The organism is Streptomyces sparsus, assembly GCF_054776295.1.
This window is the reverse complement of record NZ_BAAHCA010000006.1, coordinates 24,152-38,537: the sequence shown is the minus strand read 5'-3', so window position 1 is coordinate 38,537 and position 14,386 is coordinate 24,152. Positions and strand designations below refer to the sequence as shown.

The window sequence follows — 14,386 nt, the reverse complement described above, 5'->3', positions numbered from 1 at the left end:
GACGGCGGCTGGAACAGCGGCGGCCCCGGTGACGGCGAGCCGGGCTGGCCGGCCCCCCGCTGAGCGGGAGCAGCTGACCGGACGCCTGCTGACCGGGATGGACTGACCGGGGTGGCCTGACCGGGATGGCCTGAGCGGGCCACCGTCCGGCCGGACCCCGTAAGCGCCGGCCCTGCCGGCCCCACGCACGAAAGGGGCGCCCTTCCGAGACGGAAGGGCGCCCCTTTCGCATGCGTCGAGCCGGCGCCCCCGAACCGATCGAACCCCGCGAACGCGGGGGTCGGGCGGGGCTCGGAAGGTCACAGGCCAGAAGGCCAGCGAGGTTGGGAGACCGTGAGGCCGTGAGACCGCTGAGGTCAGGAGACCGCGAGGGCCGGAAGAGCAGCAGGCCGACGGGCCGGGGTCAGGCGGTGAGCGCGCGCTTCACGGCGGCGGCCACCCGGCCGCCTTCGGCGCGACCCGCGATCCGCGGGTTGACGATCTTCATCACGGCACCCATCGCGCGCGGGCCCTCGGCGCCCTCCGCCTTGGCCTCCGCCACCGCCTCGGCGACCAGTGCGCTCAGCTCGTCGTCCGACAGCGGCTTCGGCAGGTACTCCGCCAGGACCTCACCCTCGGCCCGCTCCCGCTCGGCCGACTCGGTGCGACCGCCCTGGGTGAATGCCTCAGCCGCCTCCCGACGCTTCTTGGCCTCTCGGGCGATGATCGTCTCGACCTCGGCGTCGGACAGTTCCCGAGCCGTGGTCCCCGCGACCTCCTCCTTCTGGACGGCGGTCAGCGTGAGGCGCAGTGTCGAGGAACGCAACTCGTCACGTGCCCTGATCGCAGCGGTCAGGTCGTCCTTCAGCTTCGCCTTGAGCGTGGTCATGCCGGTCAGTCTGCCAGCATCCACCGGGCCCGACGTACCGATATACGCCGCGCCCCCGCCCGTCCCGGCGGGCCCCGCCCGCCCGCACCCACCGGACCCGGGCGGCGCGACGCACCCTGGCGGTTCTGCGACGATGGAACAATGCGTGCGCGATACGGACTCCCCCTCGGCATCACGGCACTTGGTGCCGCCTGCATCGGCTACTCGGTGGCGGTGGAGCCCCGCTCCTTCCGGCTGCGGCGAGTCACCGTGCCGGTGCTGCCACCGGGTATGCGACCGCTCCGGCTGCTGCAAGTCTCCGACATCCACATGGTCAGCGGGCAGCGCAAGAAGCAGCGCTGGCTCCAGTCGCTGGCCGGCCTCCGGCCCGACGTGGTGATCAACACCGGCGACAACCTGTCCGACCCGGAGGCCGTCCCCGAGGTGGTCGACGCCCTGGGGCCCCTCATGGAGTTCCCCGGCGCCTACGTCTTCGGCTCCAACGACTACTACGGTCCGCGACCGCGCAACCCGGCCCGCTACCTCAAGGAGAAGGCCAGCGGCCGGCACGGCCTCAACGGCAACGCACCCGTCGTCGACGCCGTCCACATCGAGTGGGAGCCCATGCGGGATGCCTTCGAGGCGGCCGGCTGGGTGGGTCTCACCAACACCCGTGGCCGGCTCAAGCTGGAGAGCGGCGACCTCGCGCTGACCGGTCTGGACGACCCGCACATCAAGCGCGACCGCTACGCCGAGGTCGCCGGCGGCCCCGACCCGGACGCCGACTTCTCCCTCGCCGTCGTCCACGCCCCCTACCTGCGTGTGCTCGACGCCTTCACCGCCGACCGCTACCCGCTGATCCTCGCCGGCCACACCCACGGCGGCCAGCTCTGCGTCCCCTTCTACGGTGCGCTCGTCACCAACTGCGACCTCGACACCGACCGGGTCAAGGGCCTCTCCGCCCACCACGCCGGCGGCCACCGCTCCTACCTGCACGTCTCCGCAGGTTGCGGCGCCAACCGCTACACCCCGTTCCGGTTCGCCTGCCCGCCCGAGGCGACCCTGCTCACCCTCACCGAACGCCGCTGAGCCCTCGCCGGGGGCGGACGGAACCGGCCGGCACCACCCGCCCCCGCCCGCCCGAAACCGGATTTCGCGCAAGCGCCGGCGTGGGCTAAAGTAATGCTCGTTGCTTCGGGGTGTGGCGCAGCTTGGCAGCGCGCTTCGTTCGGGACGAAGAGGTCGTGGGTTCAAATCCCGCCACCCCGACAGAGGAAACACCAGGTCAGGCCCGGTGCTGAGAGATCAGCACCGGGCCTGATTTGTTGTGTCACCCCGCTTTGGGAGCCGTTTGGGAGCCGACTTCGGGGAACGGCTCCCCGTCAGCTCCCAGCAGGTGGCGTCCCGTCGTCAAGCGTGCCGGGTGTTGTGTGCGCTGAGAAGGTCACCCCACGGCTTGTGCCGAGGAGCCCGCAGACGGTACGACGATCGTCATGCACCCATGGTCTCCGTTAAACGACCGGCAGCTCGTACTCCTCACCCGCATCGGGGACGGAACAGACCCCGTCACGTCGGACAGTCCCGAGCTCGCTCTTACCGCCCGCGCGCTCAAGGAGCGGCGACTGATCACCATGCCCAAGCAGGGTGGGAAGAAGTGGCAGGCGGAGATCACCGATGCGGGGCGCTACTACCTGGAGCACGGCCACCACCCGGACCGGCCGGAGCCGGCTTCGCGCAAGCAGCGGTCGGCGGGTTCCGGAGGTCGTGCGCGAACGGCCTCTTCATCGCAGGAGCAAGCCGTAGCCTCCTCCATGACGGACCCCGCACCGGTGGGCGCCGCGAAGTCCCGCCGGTCGTCACCGGAGGAAGTCGGGGCCGCTTTGATCGCCCAGGTACAGCAGGCGGGGCGGTATCTTCGCATTCCGAACCCCAGCCAGGAGGAACGGGCGCGCTACCGCAGGGCGTTCGACGCGGCGCGACAGTGCGCCCCCGAGGGGTACCACCTGAAGTACAGCGGGCGCGCGAAGGGCGACTTCTTCCTCGGCCTGCTCAGGGTGTCCGGCGAGGACGACACCGAGTGGAACCGGATCCGGCTGGCGCGCAGCCGGGTGATCACCGACGTTGAGGATGTGATCGCCGCAGTCACGGCGGACCACAGCGCCTTCGAGATCTCGGAGGAGGTTCTGCCCCGAGTTGCCTCGCTTCTCCGGCTCCTCGCCGATGAGGCTCTCTCCCGCCACGGCGAGATCGCGGTGTCCAAGAAGCGCAAGCAGCCGAGACCGCTGGTCACCGTTCATGGACGGACGTACGAGATCAGCTTTCGTGAGCGGCAGAAGCAGGTCCGGTACGTGCCCAAGCAACCGGGCCGCCGTACGTATGACTGGCAGCGTGTGACCCCGGCCCACAGGTCCGAGCCGTCCGGCGAACTGGAGCTGCTGGTCAGCGACCATAACTCGGGCTACAGCTACGGCTGGAAGAAGGAGTGGGCCGACACTGCCAAGAAGCCCTTGGAAGAGCAGATCCCTTCGGTCTTCCGGGCGTTGAAGACGCGTGCGGAGGAGCAGGAACGCGCTCGGCTGGAACGTGAGGCTGAACAACGGCGTCACCGCGAAGAGCGGGAGCGGCAGGAGCAAGAGCGCCGACGCCTGGAAGCGGAGCGGGAGGAGCGCGAGCGGCAGGAGTGGGAGACCGCCGTCAGCGTCGCTTCGACCAAGGCGGTCCACGCGGTACGGGCCGAGCACTTCGGGACAGCCCTTGAGCGATGGCGGGCCGCAGGTGAGATCCGGACGTTCTGCGTCGCTCTGGACGAAGCCGCCGCCACGTCGGGCGACGCCCGCGAAGCCGACAGGCTGCGGGAGTGGTCGGCTTGGGGGAAAGCGGAGGCTGACCGGCTCGACCCCGCCCTGAGAGGAAAGGGCCTGGCTGCGCTCAACTTCCATGCGGAGCCGACGGGCGAGCAGCTGCGGCCCTTTCTCGACGGCTGGCACCCGCACCGACCGGAGAAGGAGCAACCTCCGGCTCAGCCAGCACGGCCCGAGCCGGAGCCAGAGCCGTGGCGCGGACTCATCGACGCACGTCAGGATCAAGGCTGGAGATATGGACGCCAAGGTCGCGCTCAATGGTGGAGGCGGTGACACCGTGCCCGCGGTCGCGTAGTGCCTTGACCGCCTTCTCGATCAGCTCCCCGAGCCGGATGACTTCGGCCCGTAGGGCAACCAACTCGTCGTAGCGCTCGGCTTTGTCCTCGCCGCACCACGCCCGGACGGCCCGCAAGGCGGCTGCCTCCGCGTCCAGCTTGCGGTCGTCCCGGCGGCTGTAGGAGTACCAGGAGGACTGTGCGCGCTCCTGCTCGATGTCCCGCTGCTTGCGATCCACCTCGGGAAGGACCTTGTCGGCGAGGCAGCCGGCCACCTGGCGGGCGATGCGCTCGGTGACCGGCCACCCCGCCACGCACGTGCCGTCGCGCTTCTCGTACACCATCGGATCGCCGCGGAGTTCGGCGGCGTCCATGCCGACGAGCGGTGCGGTCTCGTCGAGTCCGCCCAGTTCCAAAACTCCGGCGTCCGCCACCCCGCGCCGGAGGCGCAGCCTGCCCTTCGGACGGACGAAACCGAGGACCACTCGTGCGGCCTCGAACTCAGTGCTGCCGCGTACGTGGCGCGACGCCTCGGCCAAGGCCAGCTCTCCCGCGTCATCCGCCCGGAACGTATCGACATCCGTCCACCGTGCGACGAGGGAGCCGAAACTGACCCACTCCTGCAGACCGGCGTCGTCGCTTTCGAGAAACCGCACGTGGACCCAACCGGCTCTGCCAGGGCCGCCCACTCGAACGATCTCCACCTGCCGGACCGCACTGCCCAGCTCCTTCGGCCTCGCGCGGTATGCCCAGTGCTCGCCAATCTCCATGAGCCTATTGAGCCAGTTCGCTCGGCCCCAGCACCAGGCAACGCCAAAGCTGCCGGAGTGGGCTCGCCGAGCCAGGTTGACGATGTTCCGGGCGTCGGGGACTGGCTGTGCTCCCGGACAGACCGGCAGGGAGCTCCCAGCGCTCCTCAGGGCTTCACAGGCGTACGTGAATCCCTGCGTGCTCGCAGAAGATCGCTCAGTACGCGCACCGGCGATGTCGGGCACATTTCCAGCCGGGCGTCGAGCGCCGTCTCCCACTGCTCGGTCAGCCCGTGCATGAGGCGCCTGCGCATGCCAGGCGTGACGTGGGCGTAGCGCGCGGAGACGGAGCCGTCGATGTGGCCCATGCGCTGGTCCATGAGGACCTTCTCGGTGCCGAGGTCCTCCATCAACGTCCGGTGGGTGTGACGGAGGCCGTGAGGTGTGAGGCCCTTGGCGATCGGGAGCCAACAGGCGTCGGCCCGGTCGCTGGCTCCGCGACCTCGGGCCGGGACGCCGGGCCATGGCTCGCCGAGTAGCGGAACGGGGCGGGGTTCCTGCGGTGCCTTCTTCGGGTACCAGCCGGAGATCGCCGGGGTGAACAGCCACGTCGCGAAGCCGTTTCGACGCCAGTGGGCGGCATGCTGCGACACCGGGCCGCCCCGCACGAACCCCAGCTCTGCTATTGCCTGTTGCACCCTCATCCGTTTGGCTTCGGCGACGCGGTCGGGGTGGTTGAGGACGTTGGACACCGTGCCCGTGGATACTTCGGCACGGCGTGCGACGTCGACAAGCTTCGCGCCCTGGTGGCCGCCGGTGCGGGCCGTGCCCTGGCCCTGGAAGACGTAGATCTTGCCGTGGCACGGGCAGGGTTTCGGCTTCGTACGGGCGACGTGATTGGCGACCAGGGCCGACAACCAGGTCGTGGAGTCGATGGTGCGGTAGCTGTCGTCCTTCGGCGGGCAGCGCACCAGCTCGCCCGTGTCGAGTTCGTACAACTGCCACTCGACGCGGACAGCTCCAGGGCGGGCGAACTCGGTCTCCAAGCCGACGATTTCGCCCCAGCGCATGCCGGTGTAGCCCTTGAGGACCACGGCGATGAACTCGTCGTCGCGGCCCGACAGGAGTGCCGCCCGTTCCGCGGTCAGCAGGATGCCGAGTGGGTCCGTGACGACCTTCTCCGGGCTGCGGTCGCGGGAGCGTCCGGCGCGTTTGCCGCGCCCGCGTCGCCTGGTCGCGGGGTTCGAGGAGATCAGGCCCTCGTCGATCGCGTCCTCAAGGATCAGGTGGAGCGTCGAGCGCCAGGTTTTGACGCTGGAGGCGGCGTAGACGGCCTTCTCCTTCTTCTCCCAGAGATCGACGTCCGTGCGCAGGATGCCGGCAAGTGCCTTGTCCTCGAAGTCGGGGAGCAGGTGCTCCTCGATGTGGCGCTTGTAGTTCTGCATGGTCGAGGCGGCCAGGTCCTGGGCCTCGTACCAGCGGTTCGCGTACTCGCCGAAGGTCTCCTGGCCGAGGGCCGGATCGCGCCAGTCGCCGCGCCGGTACTTGTTCTCGGCCTCGCTCGCGGCGCGCTGGGCCTCACCCTTGGTGGCGAAGCGGATCGCCTTGCCGTCGTTCTCGTCGACGACCGTGAGGTGCTTGCCGGGCGCGGTCTTGTATCGGCCGCGCCAGTAGTTTCCGCGTTTCTCCGCGAAACCCAAGTCCCGCTTCCTCCCCTTGCTCCGCTGTCGTTGGTGGCGCGCTACGCGACGGTGTCGTACTGCGTTCGACGGGGTGGCCGGGCGCGCAGGCGCGGTGCCGAGGCACCGGGCGACCGGCGAGGTTGCGCGGGATTGGCTTGAGTGGTCGGCGTCGAGGCCGGAGCAGCCACCGCTGTGACGCCTTGCGGCGGCCGGGCCGGCCGCTCCTCGTGGAGGCGCACGATGTCGGCGAGATGGCCGGCGGTGAAGCGGTAGGCACGGCCCACCCGCGTGTGTGGGATCAGGCGCCGCCGTGCTCGGTCCTTGACCCACCAGGCGGAGCAGCCGAGGATCTCGGCGATCTCCTCGGGTCGGTAGAGGCGAGTAGGAGCGGCTTCGGCCCCGCTGCCGGGAAGACCGGTCGCAGAGGCAGGGGGTATCGAGGAGTGACGCTGCAAGGAGGGTGGTTCCTGTCTTGGTGGGGGTGTGCTTCGTCAGCGGTGCTGGACGCGTCTCGTCAGAGTGCGCTCGGCTTCTTGCAGCAGCGCGCGGGTTGAGGCGAGGAGCGCTTCGGCGATGACGACGATGCCGCCGATATCGCCGATGTCGCCGAGATCGCAGCGCCGATGGGCGCGCTTGATGCGGGACGGCATCGTGTTGGACGTGGGGTGGCACCCGAGGGCGGTCACGGGATCGGCCAACTGACGCTCGGCGAAGCGGTGTTCAGGGCGGAGTGTTTCGATGTTTCGGTCGGCCCGTATTCCTCCGGGCACGATTTCGAGTATTCGTGCGGCCATGTCTCACTTGTAGCGTGCATTCGCCGGTTTGGTTAACCGGCGATCGTGGTCTATGTTCCGCCTCGCGCAGTTCCCGCGAGGGGCGGTCCACCAGTTCTCAAGGTCAGGTTCCACAATGCTGCGCGGCTCCCATGGGCGGCTCTGACATGCGGTGTTGTGTTGTAGCTTCGTGGCCAGCGGCGCGTCAACGGGTTGGCGATGTGATGCTTCTGGCTCGGCGTCCGGGCAACTTTTTGGTCAACCGCCGATCGTGCCCTACCGTTTTCGCACCGCCATCTGCAGCCCGATTCCCGGTGCCTTTCTGCCCTCAGAGATGCGACCGGATTGGGCTGGACTTGTGCGCCCTGGGTGTGGCTGTGTTGACGGCACCCCAGGGAACCGCGACCGGCTCGCAGCGCACCCCGCGCCAACAGCCGGGCAAAGCCCTGCCCTTACGCCCCTATCGCCCTGATCGACGGTGCGCCGTGGAAGCACGACCACCGGCAACCGAGTGAGGACCGCTCTCTTGGCACGAATCCGCACCATCAAGCCCGAAGCCTTCGTCTCCGAATCGCTCGCCGCCGTCAGCCTCACCGCCGAACGCACCTTCTTCGGCCTGCTCACCCAGGTCGACGATCAGGGCCGCCACCGCGACCACGCCGCGATCATCGCCGGACAGCTATGGGTTCTGCGCCCAGCCCACACCCCCACCTACGTAGAGGAGGACCTCGCCCAGCTCTCCGACGCCGGCCTCATCTGCCGCTACCAGGGCCCGGACCACAAGCGCTACCTGCACATCGTGACGTGGCGGCAGCATCAGAAGATCAACCGGCCCAGCAAGAGCCGTCTCCCCGCCTGCCCACACCACGACGCCCTGGCCGGCACCGTGCCGACCACCGCTGAGCGCGAGCCACGGGGCAGCGTCACACAGCCCGCACTGCCCCCTCACGGAGCCCTCCGTGAAAGCTCCGGCGAAGTGCGGCAGCACCCGGTGAATCCAGGCACCGACGGCAAAAGTGCAGGTCAGATGGGTTTCACGGAGCCCTCCGTGAGAGAGCCGGGAGGTCTCCCTGCGACGGCGATGACGCCTCATCGTCCGGATCTAGGACCTAGGAACATGGATCTAGGAACTACCCCTTCGGGGGGCGCGAGCGCCCCCGCACCCGACACGCTCTCGGCCCAGCAGCTCATCGCCGAGTACGCCGCCGCCTGCACTCACCGCCCACCGAGGGACGTCCTGAGCCACCTCGGTCAGAAGGTGCGCAAGCTGCTCGACGAGGGCATCGCCCCCGCCCACGTCCGGTCCGGGCTCGAACGGCACCGCGCCAAGGGCCTGCACCCCAGCACCCTGCCGAGCCTGGTGCACGAAGCCATGAACGCCACACCCAGCACGTCGGCTGTCCACAGGCCGTGGACGAACCCCACCGACGTCGCCGCCGCCTACGGAGAAGAGCTCTGACCGCCACCCGCACCCGCGCGCCCCAGCAGGTCGGCCCGCTCGCCGACCGCCTCAACCGCATCCTCGCCGACCGCGGCATCGACCCGAGCGCCGCAATCGAGGAGCCGCCGGACGAGCCGATCACCGCGCTGGAACTCGCCGACGCCCGCATCCCCGCCCGCTACCGCCGCGCCCTGGCCGGCCACCCGCAGGTCACCGCCTGGGCCGAACAGGTCGCCCACGCCGGACGCCCGGGCCCGGGCGGCCCCGGCATCGCGGAAGGCCCGTCGCTGCTGATCGCGGGCCCCACCGGCACCGGCAAGACCCACCAGGCGTACGGTGCCATCCGCGCCCTCCTCGCACGCGGCGTCCGCCTGCGCTGGGAAGCCACCACCACCGCCGACCTGTACGCGCGCCTCCGCCCCCGGAACGGGCACGACGCCGAACGCGACCTGCAGACGCTGGCCCGCTGTCCGCTGCTGCTCCTGGACGACCTCGGCGCGGCCAAGACCAGCGAGTGGACCGAGGAACTCACCTACCGGCTCATCAACCACCGGTACGAGCACCTGCGCCCCACCCTCATCACCACCAACCTCCCCACCGCCGAGCTGCGCACCGCACTCGGCGACCGCGTCGCCTCCCGCCTTGCCGAGATGACCGAACGCGTCATCCTCACCGGCTCTGACCGACGCCGCACCGCGCCCACCGCCTGACCGGCCCTCGTGCGCCTGCTGCCCCCGCCCGTCTCGCCTGGCCGCCCGCGCCCACACTTGCCCGGACCGCGAGGGCCCCTCCTCGGCGAGGGCGTCACGCAGGTCCCGCCCCGCTCGCCCGACCCCTCCACTTCCCCCGGCACCTTGGAGAACCATCCTGTCCCCGACCGCCTTCGCACCCCTGGCTGCCCGGAGCGCCGGCACTCCGCTCCTGCCGGACTGGGCCACCTCGCCCACGATGACTGCGGTGCTTCTCCTACTGCTCCTCCTCGTCACCCTCCTCGCCGGACGGATGATCCGCCAGCAGCGCCGTCGCCCACCCGGTGCTAACCGGTGGCGCGGCACGATCGCGGTGCGAGTCGCCGCCGTGGCCGCGGTCGGCTGTACCGCCTACAGCGCGGACACCAGCTGGCGGTTCGCCGCCGACTACCTGGACATGGGCAGCACCGTCGAGCGCGTCTTCATGTTCGCCACCGCAGAACTGGCCCTGTTCGCAACAGCCCTGATGGCCCGCCAGAACCTCAACGGGCCGACACGGGCGCCCGGACTGCCCGGAGCCCTGGTATGGGTGATCACCGCAGTGCAGATCATCCCCGCCTACGCCGAGTCCGGCCCCGTCGGCGGAACCGTGCGGGCCCTGATCGGTCCGGTCATGGCCGCGATGCTGTGGCACCTGGCCATGGGCATCGAGCTGCGCCACCGTGCGCCCGAAGCGGCCTCACGCAGCCTGGTCGCCGTCCTCGTGCGCCAGGCACGCGAACGCCTGCTGGCCCGGCTGAGCATCGCCGACCAGGACGCGGACGCCGCCCGCCTCATCCGCGAGCACGCGCTGAACGAATCCGTCGCGTTGATCCTGCGCGCCGAGTCGATGTCCGACAAGCAGCGCGGCAAGCGGCGGGGGCGACGCCTGACAGAGCGCCTGCACGAGGCCCTGGAGCGGGCCGACGTCGACAGCGACCTCCTCCAGGACGAGCTCCTGCTGCGCAAGCTCGCCACCCGCAAGCAGGCCCTCGACCTCGCCTCCATCACCCTGCCGCCGCGCTGGCACGCCCCGACCTCCTACACCGCCCGTGACTTCGGGCAGACCCACCCGCGCACGGCCCGCCCGGAACCAGAGCCCCGGGCAGAGCACACTGCCCGCCCGCACCCATCGGAACCGCACGACGACCAGCCGCCCCCGGCTGCCCGCCCGCAACCTGCCCGCGCGACGTCGGCACCGCCGTCACGGGCGGAGTCCGGTCTCCGCCCGCCCGAAGACAGCCCGCCGTCCACCGGCGACACCTCCGGCAGCGGTCCGGGCAGGCACAAGCGGAACCGGGCGGCCCGGAAAGTCGGAGAGGACGGCAAGCCCCGCGCCTCCGATGAGGTTCATCCGCACCTTCACCCGCCGCATGTACGAGGAGACCGGAAGCGTCGGCCGCGACCGGGTGGAGAACGCCCTGCGCGACGCCGACTACACCGTCTCCAGCGACGACGCCGGACGCGTAGTCCGCGAGTTCAAGAACCAGCGCAGGCAGCGCCCAGCGCCCCCGCGCCCCGATCACCGGAGTCCGGCGGCTCCTGCAACCACACCCTGAGACGGAGGCCCCCGTGCACGCCCGGAACCGCGAAGAACCCACCACCCACGACGACTCCCTACCGGTCAACCCAACTCCCGGCGGAGCAAGTTATCGGCCAAGACACTCTTCCCCGTCGGGGAAGGCGTCCTCGGCCAGTCCCGCCCCGGGGGAGGCGGGGGCGGACCAGCACCGGGGGGCGCTGGTCCGCGAGGCAGCGACCGAGGGCGGAACGCAGCCGGAGAAGCAGCCGCCGCGCAGACGCCGCGACGCGAAGAACGTCTCGCGCAAGCGCTCGCCGAAGCCACCCGCCCACAAGCGCTCCTACGTGTGCAGCGTCCGCCTGAACGACGACGAGAAGACCCTGCTCGCCGCTGCCGCAACCGCCTCCCGCACGAGTCTGCCCGCCTTCCTCGCCCGCAGCGGCCTGGCTGCCGCACGTGACCTCGATTCGGCCGCCGCGGCCATCGCCGGACGCCGTGAACTCGTCGCCGAACTGTTCTCGGCCCGCCGCCACCTCGGCCACGTCGGCAACAACCTCAACCAGATCACCCGCGCGATCAACTCCGGTGCTCACCCGCCCGAACTCGACGCCGTCGTCGTGGCCACCGATCGGGCGGTCCAGCGTGTCCAGCACGCCACCGACCAGCTCCTCGACCACGACTAGGAACACACCACCGGCGTGATCCCCAGGATCCACAAGCGCGGGCAGCGCACCCTCGGCCTGCTGCACTACCTGTACGGGCCCGGCGCCCACGAGGAGCACACCGACCCGCACCTGATCGCTTCCTGGGACCACAGCGCTCCCGACCCCGGCCGCGACGAGTCGGCGACGCTCAAGCAACTGCAACAGCTGCTCGACCAGCCGCTGGAGAACATCGACCCCGCCCAGCGGCCGACGAGGCACGTCTGGCACCTGTCCGTACGCAACGCCGCCGAGGACCGCAGCCTCACCGACGCCGAGTGGGGCGACGTCGCCCGCCGCATGGTCGCCGCCGCTGGCATCGACGACCCTGAGCAGGATGCGGGCTGCCGGTGGGCAGTCGTCCGGCACGCCGACGACCACATCCACATCATCGCCACCCTGGTCCGCGAAGACGGCTACAAGCCCGACCTCCACCACGACGCCGCCCGCGTCCAAGCGCAAGCCCAAACCCTGGAAGGGGAACTCGGGCTGCGCCGCCTCAACAAGGGCGACGGCACCGCGGCCAAGCGCCCCACCAGCGCGGAACGCTACAAGGCCCGGCGCCAGGGCCGTGACCGCACCGCGCGGGAAGAGCTGCGCGAGACCGTGCGCCGCGCGGCAGCCGGCGCACAGGGCGAGGAGGAGTTCTTCGACCGGCTGGCCGCCGCCGGCCTGCTGATCCGCAAACGCGCTGCTCCCTCGGGTGACCTGCTCGGCTACAAGGTGGCTCTCCCCGACGATCGCAACAAGGGCGGCGAGCCGGTGTTCTACCCAGGCGCGCGACTCGCCCCTGACCTCTCCCTGCCGCGGATACGGGAGCGCTGGTCCGCCGACCCGCACGACCAGGCCGCCACACCGGTCGACGCAGCCCCTGCGGAGCCTAACCGTCCGGCCGCCCCTCGCCGACGCGCGGCCTCGGCCGCGTGGCAGGCGGTAACCGTCGTGGAGCAGGGCGACGACGCGGTCGCCGCCGCGTACATCGCGGCAGCCGGGGAAGTCCTGGACGCGCTCGCGAAGACCTCCGCCGCGCACACCCGCCGCGAACTCCGGGATGCGGCAACCACGTTCGAACGAGCCTCCCGCTCCCACGTGAGGGCCGAGCGCGGCCACGACCGCGCCCTACGGGAATCCGCACGCGACCTCATGGACAGCGGCCCGGCGCTCGGCCGGGGCGAGGACGGCGCAACCACCGCGATGGCGATCGACATGCTGTTCTTCCTCATCACCGCCGCCGCCCACTGGCACGCCAAGAAGAACCACGCCCAGCAGGCCGCCGCCGCGCACCTGGCCGCTGAGCACCTCCGCGCCGCCTACCAGACCGCCGCCGCCCAGCCCCTCGGCGCCCTGTACCAACGCGGCCGACACCTTGGCCGTCCAGTGCTGCAACGGCAAACGGCGGCGCTGCGCGAGGCGCTGCCGGAGCTGGCCGAGCAGATCCTCGCCGAACCCGGCTGGTACGCCCTCGCCGTCACACTCACCGACGCCGAGAACGCCGGCCACCCCTCCGCCACGCTCCTCGCGGAGACGGCGGGGAAACGGGACCTGGAGAGCGCGGAGTCGGTCAGCGACGTCCTCGTATGGCGGCTCCGCCGGGCTGCCGACCTGCCAGCCGACACCACCGGTACGTGGTCCCGCGAGCGCGGGGAAGCGACCCCGACGCGCCGTGCGCAGCGCCCGACACCGGGACGGAACGTTCCCCGTACCCGCAGGCCGTGACTGCGGATGGTGAACACAGCCGTGGGCCCGTCGTGTTCAGTCCGGCAGGTGCGGCACGAAGCCGGGCCTCCCGATCGGGAGGCCCGGCTTCGAAGCGAGGGGCGGCAATCAATCAGCTGGGGCGCACAGGAGGCGGTCCCGCGTGCTCTCCGGTAGCACCTGGCGGAGGACCGGTGCGGTGGAGGTGAGGGAGCGGGTGAACGCGGCGACGAGGTCGTGCGGCACGCTGGCGCCGAACGAGGCGGCCCACAGGTACGGGGCTCCCATGGCAGGCTCTGCCCATGCCTGCCATCCACACGGCTCCGCCTCGTCCGGCCCGTTGGTCAGAGCGCTGGGGTCGGCGTCCTGGATGAGGGGTGGCACCTCACCAAGGCGGAGGTGAGAGGCGAAGGTCGGGTCTGACGCTCCCACGCGGAACTGGTTGACGTCGCGGAGCCAGCCATGCGCGGTGGCGATGCCCGTAACGGGCTCGGGGCCGGTGAACGAGGTGGTGGGCTGGTCGCGGGCGTCGAGCGCGAGGAGGAAGTCGCAGAGGACCTCCCCCGGGATGCCGGGGGTGCAGTAGGCCGACCACTGCGCGATCGGGCTGCCGGGGTGCTCGCGGGCGGAGACCTGCCAGGCGACCGGCAGCCCGCCGAGGTGGAACGGCTCGTCCGGCAGCAGCCACTGGGCCCACCTGAGGGTGTCGGGGCTGATGTGGAGGACGGTGCTGCGCAGGACCTGCCGGTCCTCCGGCGCCTCGTCGGGCTCCTGGCGTCCGTCGGGCGATCACGAGGCTGGTCCAGCCGAGGCCGCCGAGGATGTCGGCGACGGCGTCGTAGAGACGGCCGTCGTCACCGGCAAGGTGTCGGGGTCCCACCCAGTACGCGGGCAGAGCGCCCCGGTTCGCGGTGGACGGGTCGAGTGGTGGGTCGGAGTACAGGGCGCCTCCAAGGGCTTGGTGCGGGGTCTGGTTGCCGTCGGCGATGCGGCGAGGCGGCGGGTGGTCGGGAGCCTGGCAGGCCAGGGCGACGGCTACCGCATGCGGCAGATGCCCGAGTCAGCTGTCCGTGTCCCACTGCTCGGCCAGATGGACAACGGGTGTCCGGTCT

11 protein-coding genes, 1 tRNA gene and 2 pseudogenes are annotated in these 14,386 nt (G+C 70.9%); 8 read left to right on the top strand and 6 right to left on the bottom strand.

The genetic code is table 11. The features are described 5' to 3' along the window. Positions 1 to 403 precede the first annotated feature (403 nt). Entirely contained in the window at positions 404 to 868 is a 465-nt protein-coding gene (locus ACYVE9_RS01440; protein WP_461025822.1) for a GatB/YqeY domain-containing protein, read from the bottom strand. Positions 869 to 1,009: 141 nt separating this feature from the next. Here ACYVE9_RS01440 and ACYVE9_RS01435 point away from each other — a divergent pair, with 141 nt between their 5' ends. The 3 genes from ACYVE9_RS01435 to ACYVE9_RS01425 all read left to right on the top strand — a co-directional run bounded on the left by ACYVE9_RS01435 (position 1,010) and on the right by ACYVE9_RS01425 (position 3,981). Beyond that, positions 1,010 to 1,936: a metallophosphoesterase gene (locus ACYVE9_RS01435; protein ID WP_461025821.1), complete on the top strand. Its 927-nt coding sequence runs from the start codon at positions 1,010 to 1,012 to the stop codon at positions 1,934 to 1,936. Positions 1,937 to 2,042: 106 nt separating this feature from the next. After that, positions 2,043 to 2,116: transfer RNA gene (locus ACYVE9_RS01430), tRNA-Pro, on the top strand. A gap of 560 nt (positions 2,117 to 2,676) precedes the next feature. Beyond that, positions 2,677 to 3,981: a hypothetical protein gene (locus ACYVE9_RS01425; protein ID WP_461025820.1), complete on the top strand. Its 1,305-nt coding sequence runs from the start codon at positions 2,677 to 2,679 to the stop codon at positions 3,979 to 3,981. Here the strand turns inward: ACYVE9_RS01425 and ACYVE9_RS01420 are convergent. The 4 genes from ACYVE9_RS01420 to ACYVE9_RS01405 all read right to left on the bottom strand — a co-directional run bounded on the left by ACYVE9_RS01420 (position 3,911) and on the right by ACYVE9_RS01405 (position 7,208). Further along, positions 3,911 to 4,753 (bottom strand): PE-PGRS family protein, encoded by an 843-nt coding sequence (locus ACYVE9_RS01420; protein WP_461025819.1) that lies wholly within the window; start codon positions 4,751 to 4,753, stop codon positions 3,911 to 3,913. The genes ACYVE9_RS01425 and ACYVE9_RS01420 overlap by 71 nt on opposite strands. Before the next feature lie 146 nt (positions 4,754 to 4,899). Then, positions 4,900 to 6,432, bottom strand: coding sequence for a LacI family DNA-binding transcriptional regulator (locus ACYVE9_RS01415; RefSeq protein ID WP_461025818.1), 1,533 nt, complete (start codon positions 6,430 to 6,432; stop codon positions 4,900 to 4,902). A gap of 41 nt (positions 6,433 to 6,473) precedes the next feature. Next, on the bottom strand, positions 6,474 to 6,851 hold the full coding sequence (locus tag ACYVE9_RS01410; RefSeq protein ID WP_461025825.1) for a helix-turn-helix domain-containing protein: 378 nt from the start codon (positions 6,849 to 6,851) through the stop codon (positions 6,474 to 6,476). A gap of 54 nt (positions 6,852 to 6,905) precedes the next feature. Further along, complete coding sequence (locus ACYVE9_RS01405; RefSeq protein ID WP_461025817.1) at positions 6,906 to 7,208, bottom strand: helix-turn-helix domain-containing protein; 303 nt, start codon at positions 7,206 to 7,208, stop codon at positions 6,906 to 6,908. Positions 7,209 to 7,713: 505 nt separating this feature from the next. On the opposite strand from ACYVE9_RS01405, the gene ACYVE9_RS01400 reads away from it, so the two are divergent. The 5 genes and pseudogenes from ACYVE9_RS01400 to ACYVE9_RS01380 all read left to right on the top strand — a co-directional run bounded on the left by ACYVE9_RS01400 (position 7,714) and on the right by ACYVE9_RS01380 (position 13,295). After that, the gene (locus ACYVE9_RS01400; protein WP_461025816.1) at positions 7,714 to 8,646 is read left to right on the top strand and encodes a hypothetical protein; all 933 of its coding nucleotides are present in this window, start codon (positions 7,714 to 7,716) and stop codon (positions 8,644 to 8,646) included. Continuing rightward, positions 8,643 to 9,338, top strand: coding sequence for an ATP-binding protein (locus ACYVE9_RS01395; protein ID WP_461025824.1), 696 nt, complete (start codon positions 8,643 to 8,645; stop codon positions 9,336 to 9,338). The genes ACYVE9_RS01400 and ACYVE9_RS01395 overlap by 4 nt, the downstream gene beginning before the upstream one ends. A gap of 238 nt (positions 9,339 to 9,576) precedes the next feature. Continuing rightward, positions 9,577 to 10,915: pseudogene (locus ACYVE9_RS01390) on the top strand (hypothetical protein). A gap of 307 nt (positions 10,916 to 11,222) precedes the next feature. Continuing rightward, on the top strand, positions 11,223 to 11,561 hold the full coding sequence (gene mobC / locus ACYVE9_RS01385) for a plasmid mobilization relaxosome protein MobC (RefSeq protein ID WP_461025815.1): 339 nt from the start codon (positions 11,223 to 11,225) through the stop codon (positions 11,559 to 11,561). Positions 11,562 to 11,576: 15 nt separating this feature from the next. Continuing rightward, a complete protein-coding gene (locus ACYVE9_RS01380) occupies positions 11,577 to 13,295 on the top strand; it encodes a relaxase/mobilization nuclease domain-containing protein (RefSeq protein ID WP_461025814.1) in 1,719 nt (572 codons plus the stop codon). A 108-nt stretch (positions 13,296 to 13,403) separates the two neighbouring features. On the opposite strand, the pseudogene ACYVE9_RS01375 reads toward ACYVE9_RS01380, so the two are convergent. Next, positions 13,404 to 14,217, bottom strand: a pseudogene (locus ACYVE9_RS01375) (SPDY domain-containing protein). Positions 14,218 to 14,386: the final 169 nt, after the last annotated feature.

Bases quoted from the DNA above. Each gene is read 5' to 3' on its own strand.
- ACYVE9_RS01435 (WP_461025821.1), top strand. From the start codon at position 1,010: ATGCGTGCGCGATACGGACTCCCCCTCGGCATCACGGCACTTGGTGCC.
- ACYVE9_RS01440 (WP_461025822.1), bottom strand. From the start codon at position 868: ATGACCACGCTCAAGGCGAAGCTGAAGGACGACCTGACCGCTGCGATC.
- ACYVE9_RS01405 (WP_461025817.1), bottom strand. From the start codon at position 7,208: ATGGCCGCACGAATACTCGAAATCGTGCCCGGAGGAATACGGGCCGAC.
- ACYVE9_RS01420 (WP_461025819.1), bottom strand. From the start codon at position 4,753: ATGGAGATTGGCGAGCACTGGGCATACCGCGCGAGGCCGAAGGAGCTG.